The organism is Pedobacter africanus (assembly GCF_040548825.1).
GTDB lineage: Bacteria > Bacteroidota > Bacteroidia > Sphingobacteriales > Sphingobacteriaceae > Pedobacter > Pedobacter africanus_A.
This window is the reverse complement of the sequence record NZ_JBEPSL010000001.1, coordinates 861,272-885,500: the sequence shown is the minus strand read 5'-3', so window position 1 is coordinate 885,500 and position 24,229 is coordinate 861,272. Positions and strand designations below refer to the sequence as shown.

At 42.4% G+C, this 24,229-nt stretch carries 18 protein-coding genes; 12 read left to right on the top strand and 6 right to left on the bottom strand.

Features of this window, described 5'->3' with window-relative positions:
* The first annotated feature begins 70 nt into the window (after positions 1 to 70).
* The 9 genes from ABIE26_RS03530 to ABIE26_RS03490 all read left to right on the top strand — a co-directional run bounded on the left by ABIE26_RS03530 (position 71) and on the right by ABIE26_RS03490 (position 9,367).
* Entirely contained in the window at positions 71 to 835 is a 765-nt protein-coding gene (locus ABIE26_RS03530; RefSeq protein WP_310139963.1) for an ROK family protein, read from the top strand.
* 3 nt (positions 836 to 838) lie between these two features.
* The gene (gndA, locus tag ABIE26_RS03525) at positions 839 to 2,254 is read left to right on the top strand and encodes an NADP-dependent phosphogluconate dehydrogenase (RefSeq protein WP_310139964.1); all 1,416 of its coding nucleotides are present in this window, start codon (positions 839 to 841) and stop codon (positions 2,252 to 2,254) included.
* Between the two features lie 11 nt (positions 2,255 to 2,265).
* Positions 2,266 to 3,777, top strand: a complete 1,512-nt coding sequence (gene zwf, locus ABIE26_RS03520) for a glucose-6-phosphate dehydrogenase (RefSeq protein WP_310139965.1) — start codon at positions 2,266 to 2,268, stop codon at positions 3,775 to 3,777.
* Complete coding sequence (gene pgl / locus ABIE26_RS03515) at positions 3,777 to 4,502, top strand: 6-phosphogluconolactonase (protein WP_310139966.1); 726 nt, start codon at positions 3,777 to 3,779, stop codon at positions 4,500 to 4,502. The genes zwf and pgl overlap by 1 nt, the downstream gene beginning before the upstream one ends.
* Before the next feature lie 111 nt (positions 4,503 to 4,613).
* Positions 4,614 to 5,639, top strand: a complete 1,026-nt coding sequence (locus ABIE26_RS03510) for a sensor histidine kinase (RefSeq protein ID WP_310139967.1) — start codon at positions 4,614 to 4,616, stop codon at positions 5,637 to 5,639.
* A complete protein-coding gene (locus tag ABIE26_RS03505; RefSeq protein ID WP_310139969.1) occupies positions 5,636 to 6,343 on the top strand; it encodes a LytR/AlgR family response regulator transcription factor in 708 nt (235 codons plus the stop codon). Before ABIE26_RS03510 ends, ABIE26_RS03505 begins: the two co-directional genes overlap by 4 nt.
* A 111-nt stretch (positions 6,344 to 6,454) precedes the next feature.
* A complete protein-coding gene (locus tag ABIE26_RS03500; RefSeq protein WP_310139971.1) occupies positions 6,455 to 8,407 on the top strand; it encodes a TonB-dependent receptor plug domain-containing protein in 1,953 nt (650 codons plus the stop codon).
* 29 nt (positions 8,408 to 8,436) lie between these two features.
* On the top strand, positions 8,437 to 9,093 hold the full coding sequence (locus ABIE26_RS03495) for a hypothetical protein (RefSeq protein ID WP_310139972.1): 657 nt from the start codon (positions 8,437 to 8,439) through the stop codon (positions 9,091 to 9,093).
* Between the two features lie 25 nt (positions 9,094 to 9,118).
* Positions 9,119 to 9,367, top strand: coding sequence for a hypothetical protein (locus ABIE26_RS03490; protein ID WP_310139974.1), 249 nt, complete (start codon positions 9,119 to 9,121; stop codon positions 9,365 to 9,367).
* 54 nt (positions 9,368 to 9,421) lie between these two features.
* On the opposite strand, the gene ABIE26_RS03485 is transcribed toward ABIE26_RS03490, so the two are convergent.
* The 6 genes from ABIE26_RS03485 to ABIE26_RS03460 form a co-directional block, all read right to left on the bottom strand.
* On the bottom strand, positions 9,422 to 10,315 hold the full coding sequence (locus ABIE26_RS03485; protein ID WP_310139976.1) for a metallophosphoesterase: 894 nt from the start codon (positions 10,313 to 10,315) through the stop codon (positions 9,422 to 9,424).
* A gap of 20 nt (positions 10,316 to 10,335) precedes the next feature.
* On the bottom strand, positions 10,336 to 12,138 hold the full coding sequence (locus ABIE26_RS03480; RefSeq protein WP_310139978.1) for a RagB/SusD family nutrient uptake outer membrane protein: 1,803 nt from the start codon (positions 12,136 to 12,138) through the stop codon (positions 10,336 to 10,338).
* Positions 12,139 to 12,149: 11 nt separating this feature from the next.
* A complete protein-coding gene (locus tag ABIE26_RS03475) occupies positions 12,150 to 15,554 on the bottom strand; it encodes a TonB-dependent receptor (protein WP_310139979.1) in 3,405 nt (1,134 codons plus the stop codon).
* 269 nt (positions 15,555 to 15,823) lie between these two features.
* Positions 15,824 to 16,975 carry a FecR family protein gene (locus ABIE26_RS03470; RefSeq protein WP_310139981.1) on the bottom strand — a complete coding sequence of 384 codons (1,152 nt, stop codon included), beginning with the start codon at positions 16,973 to 16,975 and terminating at the stop codon, positions 15,824 to 15,826.
* A gap of 54 nt (positions 16,976 to 17,029) precedes the next feature.
* Entirely contained in the window at positions 17,030 to 17,614 is a 585-nt protein-coding gene (locus tag ABIE26_RS03465; RefSeq protein ID WP_310139983.1) for an RNA polymerase sigma factor, read from the bottom strand.
* 155 nt (positions 17,615 to 17,769) lie between these two features.
* Positions 17,770 to 18,219, bottom strand: a complete 450-nt coding sequence (locus ABIE26_RS03460) for a DinB family protein (protein WP_310139984.1) — start codon at positions 18,217 to 18,219, stop codon at positions 17,770 to 17,772.
* 513 nt (positions 18,220 to 18,732) lie between these two features.
* Between ABIE26_RS03460 and ABIE26_RS03455 the strand changes: the two genes are divergently transcribed.
* From ABIE26_RS03455 to ABIE26_RS03445, 3 genes are all read left to right on the top strand, one after another.
* On the top strand, positions 18,733 to 19,308 hold the full coding sequence (locus ABIE26_RS03455; protein WP_310139985.1) for an RNA polymerase sigma factor: 576 nt from the start codon (positions 18,733 to 18,735) through the stop codon (positions 19,306 to 19,308).
* Positions 19,309 to 19,420: 112 nt separating this feature from the next.
* Entirely contained in the window at positions 19,421 to 20,626 is a 1,206-nt protein-coding gene (locus ABIE26_RS03450; RefSeq protein WP_310139986.1) for a FecR family protein, read from the top strand.
* A 364-nt stretch (positions 20,627 to 20,990) separates the two neighbouring features.
* A complete protein-coding gene (locus ABIE26_RS03445) occupies positions 20,991 to 24,227 on the top strand; it encodes a SusC/RagA family TonB-linked outer membrane protein (protein WP_310139987.1) in 3,237 nt (1,078 codons plus the stop codon).
* Positions 24,228 to 24,229: the final 2 nt, after the last annotated feature.

Here is a 24,229-nt window from a genome sequence, read left to right as displayed (position 1 = left end):
AAATTGATCTTAATTTTGTTATTTTGAAAGATATTTAAGAACAGGCCATTTTTTATTCAAAAAACAAAACATGCCAGTTACAAAAAAAGAAGAGGACTCTAATCATATTTTATCCATAGATATTGGCGGTACCAGCATTAAGGCTGGCATTTTAAGTCCAGAGGGCGATCTGCTTTCAGAATTCAAAAAGCTTCCTACACCAGAAAAATCGACACCCGAAGCGGTACTGAAATGCATTCAGGAACTGGTGGCTACCTTAAACCAGGATTTCTCAAAGATATCCATTGGCTTTCCGGGTTACGTAAAATGCGGCAGGGTACAAACTGCGGTAAACCTGGCCAAAAACAAATGGACAAATGTGAACCTGGCCCAGCAGGTGAGCGACCTTTTTGGCAAACCGGTAAGGCTCATTAACGATGCCGACCAGCAGGCTTTAGGGGTTGTGGCCGGTAAAGGGTTTGAAATTGTATTTACCGTAGGCACAGGCTTTGGCACCGCCCTGGTGTTTGATGGCGATCTGCTGCCCCACCTGGAACTGGCACACCTGCCCATTACCAAAACCAAAGATTACGACGATTACATTGGCGACAGGGCCTTTGAAAAGATTGGTGTGGAGAAGTGGAACGAGCGCCTGGCACACATCATCGAAATTTATAAAACAGTATTCAATTACGACACGCTCTATATAGGTGGCGGCAACGCCAAACACATTACGCTGGACCTCGACCACAACATCAAACTGGTAAGCAACAAGGACGGCATTAAGGGCGGCGCAAAACTATGGGACCTGGAAGAAAAATACCATGTGTATACCAACCATCCCAATAAAAAATAGACAATGGACAACAAATATACTTTAGGAATGATAGGCCTTGGCACCATGGGCCGCAATTTACTGCTTAACATGGCCGACAACGGATTTGCTGTAACCGGTTACGATAAAGATGCCAGGATGCTGCAAAAGCTGGAAGAAGATGGAAAAGCCCATAACTTAAAAGGCTTCGCTTCGCTGGAAGATTTTATACAAAGTCTGGAATTGCCCAGAAGGGTGATGCTGCTGGTACCGGCAGGTCAGATTGTAGACAACGTTATCCAGGAGCTGGTTCCCCTGTTAGCTAAGGGCGATATGATCATCGATAGCGGAAACTCACATTTTACCGATACCAGCCGCAGGGCTGCAGAACTGGAGGAACAGGGTATCCATTTTTTTGGAATGGGGATTTCGGGCGGCGAAGAAGGCGCACGTTTCGGACCGAGCATGATGCCTGGAGGCGACAAGACTGCTTACAATGCAGTAAAACCTATTCTGGAAGCTGTTTCTGCTAAAGTGAACGGTGATCCATGCGTGGCTTATATCGGTCCGGGGGCTTCAGGCCATTTCGTTAAAATGGTGCACAATGGTATTGAATATGCCATGATGCAGATCCTTGCCGAAACCTATTACCTGCTGAAACACGGCATGGGCTACGACAATGAAAAGATTTACAATACCTTCAAAAAATGGAATGAAGGCCGTTTAAAGTCCTTCCTGCTGGAAGTGACCCGTGATGTTTTTAAAGTTAAGGACGAAAAAACAGGCGGTTATTTAATTGACATGATTAAAGATGAGGCCAAATCCAAAGGTACCGGAAAATGGACCTCACAGGTGTCTATGGACCTGCAGCTGCCTATCCCAACCATTAACGAATCGGTAAGCTCGCGTGACCTTTCCAAATATAAAAAGCTGCGTGTTGCCCTGGCCGATGCCTTGCCACACGCCGCAGAAAAAATTGATAATCCTGCAGAATTTGAGGTATTGCTGGAACAAGCCCTTTATTTCTCTATGATTACCTGCTATGCCCAGGGGCTGCACCTGCTTACCCAGGCCTCTAAGGAATTCAAGTATGAACTGAACCTGCAGGAGATCTCGCAGATCTGGCGTGGTGGCTGTATCATTCGTGCCGTATTACTGGAAGACATTTATCAGGCTTATAAAAAACAACCTGCACTGGAGCACCTTTATGCAGATGGCAGCATACAGCAGCAACTGAAAGAAATTGTACCCGGAACACGTAAAGTGGTGGGCAATGCCATACAGAATGGTTTCGCTATCCCTGCCCTTGCTTCGGCCTTAACTTATTTCGATTCCTTAAGAACAGCTAACTCTCCACTTAATTTAACCCAGGCACAAAGGGACTTCTTTGGCGCCCATACTTTTGAACGTACAGATGAAGAAGGCATTTTCCATGCCGACTGGAATTCAGATAATTTGTAAAAACCCATATAATGAAGACAAGTATCAGCCTTAATCCAACCATAATTGTAATATTTGGTGGTACCGGTGATTTAAATCTGCGCAAACTTGCGCCCGCTCTTTACAACCTTTATGCCGAGGGCTATATGCCTGAAAAGTTTGCCATCATTGGCACAGCTAGAAGACCTTTAACCGACGTTAAGTTCAGGGAAACGTTGATGGAAGGCGTAAACAGCTTTTCACGTACTGGTAAGGTGCACAAGGAGAAATGGGACAACTTTTCTCAGAACGTTCATTATAACCCGATTGATGTTAAAGATTCGGCCTCTTTTGATACACTTAAAGACACCTTAGATAAGTTTAAGGATGAGTTTGGCCCCGACACACAAATTGTATACTACCTGGCCGTATCACCAGATCTTTTCCCTTCTATTGCCAAACGTCTGGCCAAATTTAAGCTGGCAGAAAACGAAGACAACTGCCGTATCGTGGTAGAAAAACCGTTTGGTAAAGACCTGGAAACCGCTCGTGAGCTCAATGAGATCCTGAGAGAGCGTTTTAAAGAAAAACAGATTTACCGCATAGACCATTACCTGGGTAAGGAAACCGTGCAGAACATCATGGCTTTCCGCTTTGCCAACTCCTTCCTGGAGCCGCTATGGAACAGGAATTATATAGACCACGTGCAGATCTCGGTAACCGAGCAGCTGGGTGTGGGCGACAGGGGTGGCTATTACGATGGTTCGGGTGCCCTGAGGGATATGATCCAGAACCACCTGCTGCAATTGCTTTGCATCATTGGTATGGAAACCCCTATCAATTTCGATGCAGATGAGATCAGGGATAAAAAAGTAGATGTGTTAAAAGCGATGCGCCCGTTCTCGGCCGAAGACATCCGCTTCAACACCGTACGCGGACAATATACCAAGGGCTGGATCAGAGGCGATGAAGTACCTGGCTACCGTTCAGAAAAGGATGTAGACAAACAATCAAATACAGAAACCTTTGCTGCCATTAAGTTCTTTGTAGACAACTGGCGCTGGAAAGGAATACCTTTTTATGTACGTACAGGAAAACGCCTGTCACAAACCTCTTCTCTCATTACCATACAGTTTAAAGATGTGCCACACCAGGTATTCCCTGCATCGGTAGCCGAACACTGGCAGCAAAACAGGCTCATCATCAGCATACAACCGGAAATGAGCATCAGGTTACAGGTTCAGGGCAAAAGGCCCGGACTGGACATGACCTTAAACCCGGTAGACATGGTGTTTGACTATAAAGGCACTTATACCACGGAATCGCCAGAGGCCTACGAAACCCTGTTGCTGGATGTAATGACCGGCGATCAGACCCAGTTTATGCGTGCCGACCAGGTAGAAATTGCATGGGAACTGCTGATGCCGGTAATCAATGCATGGGAAAGCAAAAAGTCGCTCAGCTTCCCTAACTATGCAGCCGACTCATGGGGCCCTGAAGATGCTGAAGCGCTGATTGCCAGAGATGGCTTCCATTGGTTTACGCTACCTTTAAATAAAGACTAATGAATTTACTGATCTATAAAACACAGCCCGAATTGCTGGAAGATCTTGCCGAATATATCATCAAAATAGCCAATAAAGCTATTGATGAGCAGGATTGCTTTAATTTTGTACTTACAGGCGGGAACTCACCAAAAGCATTATATGAAATGCTGGCTACTACCTATAAGGATAAGATAGACTGGACCAAAGTATATTTCTTTTTTGGTGATGAGCGCAATGTGATGCCCAGCCATGAAAGTTACAATGGTCTGATGGCCAAAAAGGCCATACTCGATCCGCTGAATATTGCAGAAGACCATATCTTTTATGTAGACACTACCCTTGCGCCCGAAAAAGCAGCAATTGAATACACCAAGGCCATTACCAAACATTTTGATGGTGCCGACCTGGTGTTCGACCTCATCCTGCTGGGCATGGGCGACGATGCCCATACCGCATCGCTGTTCCCGGGAACAACGATATTGAACAATAAAAACGTTGAGATAGATTCAGTTTTTGTAGAAAAGCTGTCTACCTGGAGGATCAGCTTTACAGCCCCGCTCATCAACAAAGCTAAAAATGTAGCTTTCCTTGTTTTTGGTGAAAGTAAGGCCCAGGCGGTAAAGCAGGTGATTGAAAGTCCGAAAAAGAATACCAAACTATATCCTGCACAATTGATTAACCCAATTGATGGCGGGGTAACCTGGTTTTTAGATGATGCAGCAGCAAAACTGCTGGACAATTAGGCCTTTTCGTCTACACAATTGCCGGTCTTATCTATTCAATGACATTGAGTTGCCGCCAAATAATTAAATTTATCAGCAGCGGCAACTCAATTTCCAGTTCGGTCCAGGTCAATGAAAACAGCAGTCAAATTCCGGTACATCAGCATCGCCCTTCATGCACTCATCTGGGCCATGGTCCTGCTCCTGCCCTACCTCGTATCTTCAGCAGCACACGAATATAAAATAGGCCCCATTCCCGGTTATTTTTTCAGCCTTGCCGGACTGATACATCTCTTCATCTTTTATTTTAACGCATTTTTTCTTGTTCCCAGATTGCTTAACCGGCGGTTCTGGTGGTTGTATATCGTATGTTCTGCAGCGCTGATCCTGGGCTCCTTTCAGTTAAAATACCATATGCTGGCCTGGTGGTTTCCCGAAGTACTGAAAGACCTTACCGCCTATAAGTTTGTGTTTGCCCCATCCGTTGCGGTGTTTATCATCAGTATTGTTTACCGTAAAGTGATTGATAAGCTAAGGCAGGACCGCGAGCAGCAAAAAATAAAAACCGAACAGCTTTCTACCGAACTCAAATTCCTCCGTTCGCAGATCAGTCCGCATTTCCTGTTCAATGTGCTCAGCAACCTCGTGTCGCTGGCCAGGAAAAAATCTGACCAGATGGAACCCTCGCTCATCATGCTTTCAGAACTGATGCGTTACATGCTGTATGAAACACAAGGCAAAAAAGTAAGGCTGGATAAGGAAATCGCCTATTTAAACAATTATATAGCCTTGCAGCGCATGCGTTTTGGCACCGACGTAGAGATCAGGTATCACACAGCAGTAAATACCATTAGTGAAGCGCAGCTCATTGAACCTATGCTCATCATTCCATTTGTAGAAAATGCTTTTAAACATGGCATTGGTTATCAGACAAACCCTGTCATCAGCATCAATTTATCTGTTACTAATAATGAGCTGTTTTTTGAAGCCATTAACCAGTTTGATGAACAGTCAAACAGCAGTAAAGACGGACATTCGGGCATCGGCCTGGCAAATGTGAAATCGCGGCTGGATTTGCTGTACAAGAACAAGTACAATTTAAAAATCCAACAGACAGGTAACCAATTCCATATTACCTTAACTTTACAATTGATATGATACGCTGCATTGCTGTAGACGATGAACAACTGTTAAGGGACTTGCTGGAAGACAGCATTGACCAGGTGCCTTTTTTGCAATTGACGGCCACCTGTAAAAATGCGATGGAAGCCTGCAATGTGATGCAAGAAGAACAGATAGACCTCATTTTTCTGGATATCCAGATGCCGGGCTTAAACGGGCTTCAATTTCTGGCTTCTTTAAAAAACCCGCCCATGGTGATACTGGTTACCGCTTACGAACAATATGCATTGGAGGGTTTTAACCTGCAGGTGGTAGATTACTTGTTAAAACCTTTCAGCTTTGAACGTTTCCTGAAAGCGTGTAACAGGGCCAACGAACTGTTTCATTTACAAAACCCGGTTGCCAAAGCCCCTGAACTGCAGGATTTTTTTGTCAACGTAGAATATACCCAGGTAAAGATCATTGCGGCCGACATTGAATATATTGAAGGCTTGAAGGACTACATCAAGATTTACCTTTCTACTGCCGAAAAGCCCATCCTTACCCGCATGACCATGAAGGCTATGGAGGAAAAATTCCCTGCTGGCACCTTTATACGCTGTCACAAATCCTTTCTTGTTGCTGCAAAAAAGATCAGTACCATTAAACGCGATTTTGTCTGCATAGGCAAAAAAGAAATCCCGGTAAGTGAGTCTTATAAAGACAGTTTATCCGTTCTGTTAAACGCCCGGAAAAACTAGTTCCCGGAATTCCGGCATTCGTCTGCACAATTCCCCATGTGGTCTATTCGCCAAAATACCTGTTGGTTTTAGCTATAGGTTTGCCTGTAAATACATCAAAATATAAAGGCAATGAATACCTTACGATTGACAGCAGCTGCACTTTTTATGTCAACAACCTTCATGGCTGTTTACGGACAGGATAGCCGGACTTTAAAAGAGGTGACCATCAGTGCGGGGTCTTTTGAAGCCAGCGACAAAGCAAAGGGGGCCTCTCTTACCGCAATGGATGCTTTTACCGTTGCAGGAAACAATGCTGATATTGCCCTGGCTTTACGCTCGCTGCCCGGTGCACAGCAGATCGGCGAGCGTGATGGCCTGTTTATACGCGGCGGCACCGGCGAGGAAACCAGGCAGTTTATTGATGGCACCTTACTCAAAAGCCCCAATTACCCTGCTGTACCTGGCATGCAGCAGTATGCGCGCGTTAATCCCATTTTGTTTAGAGGTATATTGTTCAATACAGGGGGCTATTCTGCACTTTACGGCCAGGCTATGAGCAGTGTCCTGATCCTGGAAAGCAGTGGATTACCAGAAAAATCCTCGGCTAACTTTTCTTTGTTCCCTGCAAATGTCGGGGCTGGTATCCAGCAGCTGGCACGCAATAAAAAAAGCAGTTATGGTGTTACCTTACGCTACAGCAATGCGGCTTTATATAATTCCATTGTTAAACAAAGGCCCGATTATTTCAGCGGGCCGAAATACCTGGAGGGTGATGCCAACTTCAGAATACAAACAGGAAAATCGGGCATGCTTAAGTTCTATACCAATTGGAACTCCAGTGATGTGGGGATGCGTACTCCGGACATCAACAACACCAACCTGCAGTCCAGCTACCAGGTAAAAGGAAAAAGCATATACAACAACCTGAGTTACCACGATCAGCTGAATGAAAACTGGCTTGTGGATGCCGGTATGGCATACAGCTACAACGATACCCGTACCCTAAGCAGCAGTTCTGCCAGGGACCATGAGCGGCAAATCAGATCTGATTTTGCACAGGCAAGAGTGGTTTTTACCAGGATCTTTTCCGGCAACCAGGCCCTGCGCATAGGAGCAGAACATTTTTACAACCGGGACAATGGTTTTTCCAATGACAGCACCTTGCTGCTAACCGATAATTTGTCGGCAGCTTTTGCAGAAGCCGAACTTTACCTGACACCCGGCCTGGCTGCCAGGCTGGGTGTCAGGGCAGAATATTCCTTACTTTTAAACAAACCGGCAATTGCCCCACGTGCCAGCCTGGCCTATCGTTTCAATGATGGTGGACAACTGAATCTTGCCTATGGCATCTTTTATCAGCAACCCTCAAATGAAATCCTGTATCAAAGCACTGATTTGAAATTTTCAAATGCAGCACATTATGTGCTTAACTACACCAAAAAAGCAAACAACAGGTTTTTCCGTATGGAATTATACCGCAAACAATATCACCATCTGGTAAAAACAGCACCGTTCCTGAACAACAGCGGATCGGGCTATGCCCAAGGCCTCGAACTGTTTTTCAGGGATAAAAAAACGATCAGGAACCTCGATTACTGGATCAGCTATACCTTTCTGGATTCCAAACGCGATTTCCTGAACTATCCTTATGCCCTGAAACCGGATTATACTACCCCTCATACCGCTACAGTTGCCCTAAAAAAGAATTTTCAGGACATCAATACATTTTTAAACCTTTCCTATGCTGTTGCAACAGGCAGGCCTTATTACAACATCAGGTACAATGGCCTCCAGCAGTTTGAAATAGCCGATCGGGGAACAGCCAGGCCTTACAGCGTAATGAACCTGCAGCTGGCCCACCTCTTTTCCCTGTTCAGCAGTTGGAAGCAGAAACCAATTTCAGGGGTCAGTATTGGTGTAAATAATCTGCTGGGTACCAGGCAGGTATTTGGCTACAACTATAGCTTTGACGGCCGGAATAAAACGGCCATAACCTTACCGGCCGACAGGTATTTCTATGCGGGCATCTTCATGAGCTTTGGCATAGACCGAACGGCCGATTTCATCGATAAAAATCTATAATCAATTTTCAATAATTAAAAACCACAAGTATGAAAAAGTTAGCATGCCTTATTCTGGCAATGGTACCATTTTATTTCAAGGGCATAGCCCAGGAACAGGGTACAAATGCGTTGCAAAATGCAGTAACCAAATTAGACCAGGCCCGAAAGACCGGCGATTATGAAGCACTTGAAAAAGAGTTTCTCAGTATTGGCGGACAGCAGAAAAAGAACTGGCTGCCCTACTATTACGCCGCTTTCTGCAATGCAAAAATCGGCTTCATCAGGAAAGATGACGGCGAAAGTATTGAGCCTTACAGCAACCGTGGCGAACAGCAGGCACTGCTAGCGAAATCCTTGCTGGACACCTTGAAGCAAAAGAAAGAGTGTGCAGAGGTATATACCGTGCTGAGTATGGTTTACCGGACAAAGGTATTTATCAGCCCCATGAGCTACGGACGTAAGTATGGCCCGCTTTCGCAGCAATACCGGGCAAAAGCGCAGGCACTTGACGCCGCAAACCCCAGGGCCCTTTATGTACAGGCCTGGGAACTGTACAACACCCCAAAACTTTGGGGAGGCGACAAAGCGCAGGCAAAACAACTGGCTACAGAGAGCCTTAAAAGATTAAAAGCAGTAAATGTAACTGGCACAGCGCCACATTGGGGTATACCAGAAAACACTACACTGCTTGCCAACTACAAATAATCATTTACAATTAAATTTTAAGATCATGGGTTTTGGATTCATTATGGCCATACGGATACTGTTTGGGGTTTGTATGGTATTTATTATCGGTTACATATTCGGGGGCTTTGCAAAGAACCCGGCTTTAGCAAGTTTAACAAAAGTTGCGGCCATACTGGCCATTGTACTTTTTATTGCAGCAAATGTCTTTTTTATGCGTCTTGTTTTCCGGCACACAGCAGGTGGAGAACACGGGACAGGCCAACCTAAATGGCAGCAATGCCGATATAAATAACGAATAAGGCCGGGCAAAATGCCCGGCCTTATTGTCATATAGGGATTTGAATATTTAACTTAAATCCAATGGGATATACTCGTTCTCTACCCGACCATCTTCGTAGAGCTTCAGCAAAGCATAACCTGGCGAGCTCTCCTGGTAAAAATACGGGCGGGCCGATTTCTCATCACCCTTTCCCCACCAGAATCCGCTCATCGAGCCATTGCAATGGTACCTAACCCCATTGTAAACGGCCTCATCCAGCAAATGCTGATGCCCGCTCAGGCATACCTTCACCTTATCGCGGTGTTTGTAAAACAGCTTTTTAAGCTCCTTATGATCGCCATGCTGCCCTCCCTCCCAGGTATTGGTTACCGTAAGAACGGGGTAATGTGACATGAGCAATACAGGGGTATTGGGTTTCAGGCCATCCAGTTCCTTTTCCAGCCAGTTCATCTGTTCGGCATCCAGCTTAATTCCGGGGCCATTGCCATCCAGAATAATGAAATGCCAGTTCTTTTTACGGAAGCTGTAGTATGGAGCAGGGATTTTAAGGCGTTTAACCACATAAGGTTTTCCGTACATCTCATCCTGCTTGTCTGGTGCTTTCCACCACAAATCGTGGTTGCCTATGCAGCTGAAAACTTCAAGATCGGTTTTTGCGATAAACTTGTCCCATACCGCCCATTGCTCCAAAACCTGCTCGCGCTTTACATTGTCGTAGGAGGCATCATGAATGGAATCCCCTCCATTCAGGATAAAATCAACTTTATGTTTCAGTACACGGTCCAGGCATTTTGCCGCACGTTCGGGAATACCGTCATTACCGCGGATGTGCACATCGGTGATGTGGGCAATGGTTAAAGCAGGGGCTTTCCCTGCCGGGGCCGCCACAATGGCCCCGGTGGGAAGAATACCCGCTGCTCCGAACAATGCAGAGCTTTTAAGAAAATTCCTTCTTTTCATTTGTGTTTTATGATTTATGGTTACCAGCCAAATATCTGTTTAAGGTTCGGGTTCAGCAAAGTTTGCTGACGTGGAATCGGACGATAATAGTACTGGGGCTCAATAAAAGTCCTTGGTTGCACCCTATCCCTGGTGAAGACAACATAACCAGAATTACCTCCTGATAGGTAAAAAGTATTGTCTTTTCCTGCGGCATCTTTCAGATAATATTTGGCAAGCCCGCTTTTAACAGCACCTGGTAAACCTGCAATCGGAGCTTCATCAGAAGGCGAAGCAAGCACAGCAATATCTTCTACACCATCGCCAGTTACATCATATGCGCCCAACGCAGGGATATACATGCCTTGCTGGTTATTCTGAAGCAGTTTACCTACTTTCCAGCGCATCAGATCGTCAAACCTTAAACCCTCTCCTGCTAGTTCAACCCTTCTTTCTCTTCTGATTTCCAGCAATACATTCACATTGCTTCCGGTAACGTTTGGATATTGGGCTGCCAGCACAGGATCCAATCCAGCCCCGATGTTCATGTTTGGCATCCCAACACGGGCTCTTAGTTTATTTACAGTATTATTCAGATCATTCTGTGTAATTGTTCCTAATTCCGCCTTTGCTTCAGCATTGATGAGTAAAATCTCTGCCAGACGGAAAACCGGAAGATCATTATACTGCTTGGCATAACCAGCGTTTAAAGCTGAAGTTGCAGGATAAAATTTAATCTGACCATAACCTCCCATTGTAGGATTCAACCTGTAAGGCGCTGTATTTCCCGGCTGAACCCATCCAGGATAATTTATGGTAGCTTTCATTCTTGGGTCACGGTTATCAAATAACTGTGTAAATGGCTTCGTAAAATTAGTAAAAGGGGTTCCATCTGTATTCAGGTAAGTATCCATAAGGCTCTTACTTAAAGCAAAGTTGAAATTCAATACCAGTGCTGAAGAATTCCCAACATCAAGGCTGGCGTCATAATCTTTCCATAAAATAATCTCCTTATTTCCAGCCAATACGCTTGAATTGAACAGCAAAGAATAATCTGCAACAGAACTACCTGTAATGCTAAAACCACCCTCATTTATAATTTTTGTACTTGCGTCAGCAGCGATGTTTAGAAACCTTGTATAGTCGTTGCTCAGGTTCAATTCACTATGGTACTTTCTGAAAGTTCCCTCATATAAAGCAAAGCGGGACAATAAAGACAGCGCTGCCCATTTTGTAACCCTGGTATTTGTACCTGTTGCTTTGATGTGATCAACTGCAAACTGAAGGTCTTCCAGTACTTTGTCGGCTACAAAAGCCCTGGTGTCACGTCCTTTATACAAGTCCTGATCTTCCGAAGAAAGTGCAGAACTGTACCATGGCACATCGCTGTATTTCTTTATTTTATCAAAATAAAAAAAGGCGCGAAAAAACCTGGCAATACCTACATAATGATCTATATCCAATTGGTTTCCGGTAACTTTGCTCACATTATCGAGCATATAATTAACTGCCCGCAACTTTTTCCAGTCGTCCTTGGTCCAATTTTTTGCCCCGTTGGTATCCCAGGTATCGTAATTATCAGGTGTAATTGCGCCTCTTACCAGCTGGTCCGTTTCCACGCTCACATTATGGGTGGCAACATTATCAGTATTCATGTCATCAACCGGTGAAGGTAATTCAACATATAATCCGTTAGTGTAAGTGACTAAATCATTCACATTACTAAAAAATACATTATCAGTTATGTCTGACTGGGGATCTCTCTGTAAAAAATCCTTTTTGCAGCCTGCAAGGAAGGCCCCAGCCATAATCAGTGCTATATAAATTGATCTGTTAAATTTCATGATTCTAGGAATTAAAGTGTTACATTAAGGCCAAAAGAATAGGTTTTCTGGAAGGGATAAACGTTTCCGCTTAAAGCTTCAGGGTCCAGGTTAAATTTCACACCAGACTTGTCAAAAATATTTTCACCGCTGAAATAGAACCTTAGCCTGTTTACCTGTAATTTTTTAGTGATTGACTGTGGCAAACTATAACCAATGGTCAGGTTCTTTAGCCTCAGGTAGGCAAAATTCTGCAAATATCTGGTCTGAGGGTAGCCCAGCTCAGAAACGTCCTCAGCGATGTAAGATTTCAATCTCGGGAAATAGGCGTTTGGTGTTTCCGGGCTCCATCTATCCATCGCCTGTACAGTTGGGTTTGTCCAGGGCTGGGCAAAAACACTCCAGAAATAAACGTTATTGTTTCTTGGATAAAAATCGCGTTTCCCTACCCCCATAAAGAACGAACGTACATCGAATCCTTTCCAGGACAAGTTAATGTCCGCCCCAAAAGTGTAGCGTGGATTGGAGTTACCGATCCTAATCAGATCTCCATGATCATCAAGTGTATTCTTTCCGTTATTTACAAAGCCATCCCCATTCTGATCCTTCCATTTCAAATCTCCCACACCAAAAGTTCCTCCTGCATCATCAGATACAAAAAACTGCTGATTGGCATGACTGGTGAGCTCTGCCTGACTCTGAAAGAAGCCTTCGGTTTCCAGTCCCCAGATCTCTCCCATTTCCTGTCCGACATAATATTGTCTTAAATCTTTGGTAGGATTGTCAAATTTAGTAATGAAAGAACGACTATCGGCTAAATTGAGCGTTATTCCGTAAGAGAACGGGCTTTGTGCAATATTTACGGCATCATTCCAACCTACTTTCAATTCCCAACCTCTTGTTTTTAAGTCGGCGGCATTAATGCTTGGTTCAGCTGAGCCAAAAACACCGGGTAGCATTTTACCTGGCATTAGCATATCTTTGGTATAACGGGTATATTTATCAAAATTTACATTCAGCCTGTTGTTAAACCAGGCCAAATCAACACCAAGATTTACGGTTGATACCCTCTCCCAGGTCAGGCTTGGCGAGACAGGTTTCGGTAAATATGCGGCTGTTGGTTTGCTACCATCCAATATCTGCCCTATATTACCGGAAGTCAGGTACAAAATATAATCGTAGGCACCTACATTCTGATTACCGAGGGCCCCATAAGATGCTCTTAACTTGAAGAGGTCAAATTTAGCGCTTTCTTTAAAAGACTTAAGGAAACTTTCGTTTGAAACAACCCAAGCTGCAGAAGCAGAAGGGAAAAAGCCCCACCGATCATTCTTAGGAAATTTAGAAGTTCCGTCGTACCTTCCATTGAACTCAAGAATATACTTATCGTTATAAATATAATTAAAGCGGTAAAAAAGTCCTCTAACAGCCCAATCTTCAATGTTTTCACTTGTAGTTATGGTTCCTGTTGCCAGATTCAGTGATGGCAATGTAGAGCTGATCAATCCCGCTTTACGTACTGTGGCTCTCTGATCATATCTATATTCCTGGTTGTAACCCGCAAGCGCCTGCAGGTAATGTTTGTTAAAGGTTTGGTGAAAATCCGCATAAAGGTTTACAATGTCATTTCTTGTTTGGGAATTGCGCGCCTGGACATATGAAGTGCCTGGGCCTGCATACTGAGTAGCTGTATTTGGGCCGCTGCTGTAAGCTACCTGAAAATCACCTTCGTTACGAATTCCCATATTCCTTCTAAAAGTTACATCGCCCTTTACATCCAATATCCCCTTAATTACACTCGCTGTAGCATTAAAAGTAGTCAGGAAATTATTGAACCTCTGGTTTGTCCGGCCTCCTTTTTGAACACGACCAATTGTATTTGCACCGGCCGAGGTATAGGTACCATCCGGATTGTAAACAGCATCCAGGGAATTCTGTCTGTTAATTTCCCAGAAATAACTGAAATTGTCCATTGAAGAAGTAGGTGCATCATAAAGCGAAGTAGAAAAAGTGGTACTGTTGCCAAAATCCAGCCATTTGAATACTTTCACATCTATTTTTCCCCTCAGGTTGTACCTGTCGTAAGCTTCATTGGCATTCTTGATCACCCCATCATTTCTCATATACTCTGCAGAAAGCAGGTAACCTACATCTTCTGTCTTTTTTGCCAGGTTAAAATTGGCATTATAGCTTGGTGAGGTTTTATTGAATGCTTCTTTGAACCAGTCTGTAGAGGCCACGTAAATCCATTGATTGGCATTTGATGGATTTAAGTAGGTAGTAGGCAAAGATGGATTTTCAGATCGTTGTTTTGCGTAATTCCGGATGGCCTCATCATTAAACAACTGAGGGTAATAAGGAAATGCGGCCTCATGTTTTGTAGTATAGGAAACATAAGGATCGGTAATGGTTTGCGGGAGCTTGCCTAAGGTTTTATACCCATAAAAGGTATTGGCGCTTACACTCAGTTTATTGCTTTTTGGGGCTTTGGTCGTAATCAGGATCACACCAAAAGAAGCCCTTGCGCCATAGATGGCTGCAGAAGCGGCATCTTTCAAAACCGATACACTTTCTATATCGTTCGGGTTCAGCAGGCTCAGTTCATCTTCTGTATAAGGCACATTGTCTACCAGGATATACGGACTTCCCATACGGTTGGTACCAGACAAGGAAGTTACTCCCCTTATGTTCAAACCCGTAGCATCGTTGGCCCTTCCGCTCCCATTAGAAATATTTAAGTTAGGCACCAAGCCTTGCAGGCTTGCGCCAATGCTCGTTATAGGCCTATTTTCTATTTCTTTGGATGTAACACCGTCAACAGCACCACTCAGATTGATCCTTTTTTGCTTGCTGTACCCTACCACTACAAAATCATCGAGGGCTTTTACATCGTCTTTCAGGAAAATTCGAAGCTCTTTGTTGCTGCCAACTGTTATTTCCTGTGTTTTTGAACCAACGTAGGAAATCACCAGTACATCGCCTGCTTTGGCATTGATGGTAAATTCACCGCTGGCAGTGGTCATAGCCGAAACTGTGCTCCCTTTAATTTTGATGCTCGCCCCCGGCACAGGTCTGCCGCTCTCGTCGATCACGATACCTTTAATGATCTCGAACATATTGCGGAAAAAAGTCTGGGAGAGCGCTTCCTTACGCTTAATGATAATCGTCTTGTTAAAGATCTTATACGTTAAGGGTTGGTCCTTAAGGCAAATGTCCATGATTTCATCTATTGGGGCATCCTTTACATCAATGGAAACTTTGCCGGTTTTTGAAAGTTCCAGCTGATCATACAAGAATCCATATTCACTTTGCTTCTCTATTGATCTTAAGATCGCATTTATAGAAGCATCTTTCTTTTTTAAAGTTATTTTCTGGCTATATACACTTGCACTAACCTGGAGCAGGCCGGTAAGGAGTAGTATTGTTGTTAGCTTCATAACCAATATTAATTGCGTTGGTTTGCGCTGCAGTATAAATACAGCGCTAAAGAATGTAAAAAAATTCATAGCTTTGAATTTGGGGTTTAAACATTATAGCTTGTTACATTTTGTTTACCTGATTAAGATTTTATCAATCAGGTCCTGATCCCAAAATTTCAACGGGAAGTGCTGCGAACACTTCTCGTTTTTTTTGAAGATTTTTGTGGCGTGGCGGGTTTGCTATTTCTTCATATTTGCTGGTTTAATGGTGAGCTGGTTTGGTTTATCTATTTAGGAGTAACTATGATTCTATTGTTTTGTATGGTACAGTTTATGCCACTGTAAGAAAGCATCTCTACCAATTCTTGCGCACTCACCCCCCGCGGTATTTTTCCATTGTATTGCTTTACCGGTAGGGCTCCTTTATACTGAACATCAACATTATACCACCTGGCTATCTGCCGCATTACTGCTGCCGGATCAGCATTATCGAACTGGAAGTATCCGTTTTTCCAGGCCACTGCCGCATCGGCGTCTTCCACTTCATGCATGCTTAAACGGTTCGCGTTTTTCTGCAGACTGGCCTGCTGACCGGGTTTTAAGAACACCTGCTGATCAGCACTTTTCACGCTGACGGCCCCTTCCAATAAGGTTGTGGCTTCTGCTTCCTCGTCATTGTAGGCGTTAACGTTGAAGTGGGTTCCAAGAACCGTAATTTCTGATTTACCAGTATTTACCACAAATGGCTTGGCCTTGTTTTTAGCCACCTCAAAATAAGCCTCCCCGGTTATTTTAACTTTACGTTCCCTACCCGAAAATGCCGCCGGGAAGGTTATGGAGGAGCCCGAATTGAGCCATACTTCTGTTCTATCTACCAATATCAAGTGGTATTGCCCCCCATGCGGGGTAGTTACCGTATTCATAGCAGATGCATTTGCCCCTGCCTGCTCGGTAAGGTGATAAACCAGTTCTCCGCTTTTGGTTTTAACGATGCTGATCCCCTGCTGACTGGAGATTTGTCCGTCGGCGGTCTCGTTAAGCACAACCCTGGTACCGTTGGCCAGCTGCAGTACGGCATTGTTGCCCCCTGGCTTTATGTTTTGATGGGTAAGGAGTTGTTTTCCCTCATCACCCGCTGGTTTTTTAAGGAAAAAATAAGCAATTCCCAACAATACCCCTGCAAAAATTGCCGCTTTAGCCAAATATGTTCTGTAAATCCTGAACCTGTTTTTGGCAGGCTCAGCAATAGCAGCAGGTGCAATCTGCTGTTCAAGAAAATTGAACATATCTACTTTTGTACTGGCTAAATCAGCAATGTCCATATCGGGCACTTCGCCGTTTATCCTTTCATACCAATCTTCCACTGCTTTCCTTTCTTCAGCAGTAGCCGTTTGATTGTTGTATTTCTTTAGTAAATCATTTAGTTTCCCGGTATCCAAAATATTGCTTTTACTTAGATATCCGATATGGGAAAGAAAAGTACTATAGCCCGGTTACTTTTTTTTCAAAAAAAGTTCATTGGGCTCCAGAACGGGGTTATAATCTTTAACCCTTACGCGCAAACGTTGGTACGCAGTCTGCAACTGGTTCTTTATGGTCTGTTCAGAAAGGGAAAGGTTAACCGCAATTTGTTTTACAGAAAGCTCTTCTTCTTTTTTAAGCAGGTAAATTTCCCGCATTCTGGGTGGCATGCTGGCCACTTCTTTTTCTATCAGGGCTTTCAGTTCTTTTTCAATAAGTGTGTTCTGTGCGTGCAGATCGGAAGGGGTTTCAAGTGCACTTACGCTTATGGCATACCTGGCCCTCACCTCATCCTTTTCATAAAGTTTAAGTATCTTATTTCTCAGAACGGCATACAGGTAGGCCAGCACACTTCCTTCCGAATCGAGCAGGTCTATCTTGTTCCACAGTGATAAAAAAGAATCCTGAACCAGGTCTTTGGCCATATCTGCACACTGCACCCTTTTATATGCCTGCTTATAAAGCGCATGCCAATAGGCTTCAAACACGAGTTTAAAGGCCCGGTGTTTGTCGGATTTAACCAGCAGAAAAAAGTTGAAGTCCAGTTCAGTGCACATATAAGCCTACATCCTTTAAACTATTGCCAAAATAAAACAACTAACATTAATTTATTGTAAACAAACAGAGATATAATCTAAGCTATTTATTTTTATGCAACAAATCAAAATATTTTATTTTCCGGCTTTAACCCAGATGCCAGCGGTTGTGCGGGCTAAATATCCAATAATCTGCGGTGGTAATTGATCTGGCCAAGGTGGTATACAAGGTGCGTGCTCAAATGCATCAGGATAAAAGCTACCGAACTCCCTCCTTCTACAACTTTTGACTGCGGGTAATCACTTTCCAGATCTTGCTCAGATAAACTGTCTATTGCATTGTTCACTACTTCAATTGTTGCTTCCACTTTACGGATCAGCTCGGCGCGAGGCACATCTTTTAGCGAAAACTCCAGCGGCCTGTCCCTTACATAGCCGGTTTTCCCCAGTTCGGCACCTATAAAGGTATTCAGGTTGCCCACAAGGTGTAAGCAGAGGTTACCCGCAGGATTTGCAATATTTTTATCAATGCGCCAGATGTTTTTCTCATCCTGGTATTGTTCAATTTCTGATTTCAGTTTATTGAGGTCTCTTGTAAAGAGCGATTTCAGGGATTCTTTTAGCATGGGTACAGGTGTTTTAAAGTTTACGTAAAGTTAAACAACCCAGCTCAAAACCCTGTTTTCTCTACCATCAAAATTCTGTCATACCATCTATATTTTAATACAAAAATATATTTTATTAATCATTAAGAAATATTTAATTGTTTAAGTTATTAATAGCATATTTGGTTATGAAAAATAAATAGGTACAGCAAACCTTTTATTAGATACAAGTGTTTCAGCAAATGGTACATTTATTTTATCCGGAACGATTTTACAGTTACGGTAGTTCCGGGCGTTTTGATATAAAACAAACTTTACTTTTTCAATATTCACAAATAGGAAAAATCGTGATTAAAGTAACTAATTTGTTTCAGTATTTCTTCAATCAACTGAAAATGAAATACATAATAATGAATCAGTCTTCAGCTAGCCTGAATGAACAGAATGAATGGGCTTTTAAGCCTGTTAGGGGTGTTCTTTTTTATATTTTCAACTCAGGGATAACTAAAATTAACACACTTAGACGTATTTAGAATGGCAGATTATAAGGAACTTTCTGATGCAGAATTGGTCGGGCTTTTGAGGGTTTCAGACGATACTGCATTTATAGAAATCTTTAATCGTTATTCTACCTTATTATTTTCCTTTACCTATCGCCGTCTTAACGATAAAGAATTATCGAAGGATCTGGTGCATGATGCTTTTGCAGGTATTTGGGAAAAACGGTTTACTGTTAATATTCCGGGAGAGCTGGCGGCTTTTCTTTTTGTCGTAGTAAAAAACCGAATTCTTGACCATTACAAACATCAAAAGGTACTGCATAAGTATGCAGACCATTTCCAGGAATACCTGAACCAGACCCAAAACAACACCGACCACCTGGCCCGGCACAATGAGCTTTCTACCTTAATTGAAAAAGAAATTGCCGCCCTGCCCGAAAAAATGCGCGAGGTATTTGAGTTGAGCAGAAAAACAGATATGAACAGAAAACAGATCTCGGAATACCTGAACATGCCCGAAAATACGGTGAAAACAAATTTACACAGAGCGCTTAAAATTCTGCGTAGCAAACTTCACCTCTTTTTATTATTTCTTTTATGGATGCTGTAAAAAAGCCTGTTCAGATTGCTGAAAGGCATACTCAAATAAAAATTAATAATTTTTTAATATTATTTGAACCCGGAATTAGCTTACAGTCGTATAAATACCAAAACAACATATAATGGCAAATTTTAACGCTAATGACTTGCTAAAAAAATATGAAGCTGGTGAATGTACTCCGGAAGAGCTCGCTCTTGTAGAAGGTTACCTCATCAACACAAAGATTACTGAACAGGATTTACTTGCTGTAGAGTCCGATCTCTATGAACTCCAGATCAGGGGTGCAAAAATTCCTGAGCAGCCCAAAAGACTTAACCCGGTTTTACGTATGACAGGCTGGGCGGCCGCCATTTTAATTGTAGGTGGCCTTGCTATATTGCTGTTCAGATCAGGTAAACCACAAATAGAAGAATATGCCAATGATATAGAGCCGGGATCTAACCAGGCTACCCTTACTCTGGCCAATGGCAAAAAGATAAACCTTGGAGATGTTAAAAACGGAGAGCTTGCAGTTGACCGGGGTGTGAAGATCATTAAAGCAGCAGATGGGCAATTGACCTATGTATTTAACCCTGACATCAAAGCGGCACCAACCCGGGATTCTATACCGGCTTTGGTTTCTGTAAATGAGGTGTCTTCAAATCCGTATAAGGGATTAAATTCTGTAACCACTCCTAGAGGTGGTCAATACCATATTGCATTGCCAGATGGCACCAATGTATGGATCAATGCTGGTTCCACACTTCGTTTCCCATCTACCTTTGAGGGACTGGCAGAACGCAGGGTTTTGCTGCTTGGGGAAGCCTATTTTGAGGTTGCTCAGGTAAAATCTGTTTTTGGGATGAAGAAACGGGCCAGAAAAATGCCTTTTATAGTGAAAACCGCAAACCAGGAAGTAAAGGTATTGGGGACCCATTTTAACATCAATTGTTATACAGACGAAAAAGATATAAAAACCACGTTACTGGAAGGTTCAGTGGGCATTACCTCTCCGCTTCTGCAGGCCGAGGAAACCATTCTGGAACCTGGGGATCAAGGCATTAACAACGGCTCTGTTATTAAGGTTAGAAAAGTAGATACAGACGAGGCAGTTTCCTGGATAAAGGGCGAATTTGTGTTCAGAAATGAGGATTTAGAGAGCATTATGCGAAAAGTAGCCCGATGGTATAACGTAGAGGTAATCTACGAAAATCAGCAGGCTCGTAAGGAATTATTTGGAGGGGTGCTGTCACGGTATGATAAGATCTCCAAAGTGTTAAACGCTTTGGAACAAACAAGCAATGTAAAATTTAGGGTCACGGGGAAGAAAGTCTTTGTTGCCATGTAACATAAAATCTGAATTTAATTAGCGCACTCAATAAGTTATTCCGGGAGAAAGGTACTTTCCCGGCCAGGATAGAATTGTAAAAAGTTAAATGAATAGATCAACTAACCTTAACCAACGGAATATGAAGCATATTTTACCAGAAGATTGCCTTACTTAACGCAGTATTACTCCTTTAGACAAGAAAGGCCAGAAGTGATTGCAACACAACTGGCCAATATCTGTCAAAATGATAATCAGGAAACCATCAACTTAACAGCCTAAACAAATGTATAAAAATTATATCAACAAACCTGATATACTTAACCGGTATGTCTATAAGATACTGCTTATAATGCGCCTAACCACCGTTATATTAATAATCAGCATGTTACAGGTAAGTGCTTCTACCCTGGCGCAAAAATTCACCTACGTAAAAAAACAGGTGCCTTTATCTCAGGTATTTAAAGAGGTAAAGAAACAAACCGGATACAATATCCTTTGGAACGAGCGAAGTATGAATGCCAATCAGCTTATCGATGCCAATTTCAGGAAATCGAGTATACAGGACGTATTGAACCAGTGCATTGGCAAGCTCCCCCTCTCCTTTTCAATTGACGGCAAAATGGTTTTTATCAAGCAGAAAGAGAACGAACCTTCGCTTGTAGATAAAGTGATGGATTTGTTTAAGTTGATTGATGTAAGAGGTAAGGTTGTTGATGAAAAAAATGAGCCCTTGGTTGGTGCCATAATAAAAGTTAAAGGCGGAACTGCCTCTATAGCTACGAATTCAGATGGAGAATTTCTGTTAAAGAATATAGAAGAAAATACAACGTTACAAATCTCTTTTATGGGCTATCAGCCTCAAGAAATAAAAGCTATAAAAAACATAGGTGTTATCATATTAAAAATCAGCGTTGACAGGCTACAAGAAGTCCAAATAAATGCTGGTTATTATACTGTACCAGATAAAGAAAGAACTGGAGCAATCTCAAGAATAACCTCAAAAGATATTGAAAAACAACCAGTCAACAACATATTACAGGCGATGCAGGCTAATATTCCTGGAATGCAAATAGTTCAAACTACCGGTTTACCGGGCGGTGGTTTTTCAATAAGAATTAGAGGGCAAAACAGTATTTCGAATGGAAGTGAACCATTTTATATTATTGATGGGGTTCCTTTTACCTCAGTTGGTTTGGGAGGATCTAAGGACGGCATTTATTCAACACGAGGAGCTAATCCCCTCGCTAGTATAAATCCTAACGATATCGAAAGCATCGAGATTCTTAAAGATGCTGACGCTACTGCGATCTATGGTTCTAGAGGAGCAAACGGCGTAGTTCTAGTTACAACAAAACGAGGCAAAATTGGAAAGGCTAAGGCTTCTTTTTCAATTAATCAAGGTATTTCAAAAGTAGGCAAGAAATTAGATTTGATGAATACTGATGAATATTTGGATATGCGAAAAGAAGCTTTTGCAAACGATAAGTTAACTCCTTCAACTACAGATTATGATATAAACGGTACTTGGGATCAAAGTAGATATACAGATTGGCAAAAAGAGTTAATTGGTGGAACAGCACCAATTACAAATATTCTAGCATCCCTTTCAGGAGGAGCTAATAACATAACTTTTTTGGTGGGCGCTAATTATTATATCGAAGGTACGGTATTTCCCGGTGAACATTCATATAAAAGAGGGGCAGGTAATTTTAGTTTGCAGTATACTTCGGACAATAAAAAATTGAGGGCATCATTTGACTCAAATTATAGTCAAATTAATAGTAATTTATTTACCACAGATCTAACACAATTTATCCGATTAGTTCCAAACTATCCGACACTTCTCGACGAAAAAGGCCGATTGAATTGGGATTATAATGAAAGTGGTGTGGCTAGAATGTATATGAATCCGATAGCTGAAACCCAAAGACCTTTCAACGCTAAGACAAATAATCTCATAAGCAATGCACTGGTTAGTTACAACATAATCTCTGATTTGAAGGTACAGGCAAGCATGGGGTATACCAAAATGGATAGGCGTGAAATCAGTATGCTACCACTTACAACATTTAGCCCCGCCTTTAATTATGGTTCTGCCCAAAGGCAATCATTTTTCACGAATAATTCGCTCAACAGCTGGATCACAGAAGCCCAGGCCAATTGGAGCAAACAAATTGGAATGGGAAAACTCGATATGTTAGTAGGCACGACTTTTCAGCAAAATATTACGGAAGGACAAGAAGTACAAGGGTCGGGATATACAAGTGATGCGTTAATGGGAAATATTGCGGCAGCATCAATTTTGACAGTGAGCGCTAGAACATATTTACAATATCGGTACACTGCTATATTTGGTAGAGTTAACTATATTTTTCGCGATAAATATATTCTTAATGCAACAGCTAGAAGGGACGGAAGTAGCCGTTTCGGGACTGATAATCGCTTTGCGAATTTTGGTGCAATAGGTGCTGCCTGGCTTGTCAGTAATGAAAATTGTTTTAAAGATAATCTGCCATTTGTGAGTTTCGCCAAATTACGTGGCAGCTATGGTATCACTGGGAATGATCAAATAGGTGATTATGCTTATATTAGTTTATGGAGGCCATCAGGCACATATCAGGGAGTGTCTTCTGTCATTCCTTCTCAGCTACGAAATCCGAATTTAGCTTGGGAAGTTAACAAAAAGCTTGAAATAGCATTAGAATTAGGGTTCCTGAAGGATAAGATCAATCTATCTATAGACCATTATAGAAACCATTCTTCAAATCAACTGCTTTTGACGTCACTTACGCCAAGTACTGGTTTTGCAAGTTTTAGAGATAACCTACCTGCAAAAGTTATTAATACTGGTTGGGAATTTACATTAAATACAAATAACTATTCTAAAGGTAAGTTTACGTGGTCTACTTCAATTAATTTAACTATTCCGAAGAACAAGTTAGAATCATATCCGGGATTAACAACTAGCTCTCAAGCTGGAGCATATGAAATTGGCTATCCCCTTACGATCAAAAAATTATATAACACATATGTTGATGGTCAAAGTGGTTTAAGTGTTATTGAAGATTACGACAAAAATGGTGTTATTGAATTCATTAAAGATGCTCGTAATATACGCTTCATTGGACGCGATTATTATGGTGGCCTCCAAAACTCTCTATCCCATAACGGAATTCAATTAGATTTTTTATTTCAATTTGTAAAGCAATCAGGGCTAAGTTCTGCACATTTTCTTCCTGCAGGAATGTTTTTTGCGTCAAGTCCAGTTGGAAATCAAACAAGTGATGTTGCAGATCATTGGAGAAATCCAGGAGATAATTCAAGATTTCAAAAATACACCACATCATTCTCAGCATTCTCGACTCATAGCAATGCCGTCAGTTCTGGAAGTCTTGCTATCGAAGACGCTTCATTTATAAGACTAAAGAACATTTCAATTTCCTACAATTTACCTACAAAGTTCATACAAAAACTAAAAATAAGTAATGCCAGGTTTTTTCTGCAGGGACAGAATCTATTAACTATTACAAGTTACAAAGGTTTAGATCCAGAAACGCTCAGCGCCAATAACCTCCCATCCCTTCAGGTATTTTCTGCCGGGCTACAGCTCACACTTTAACC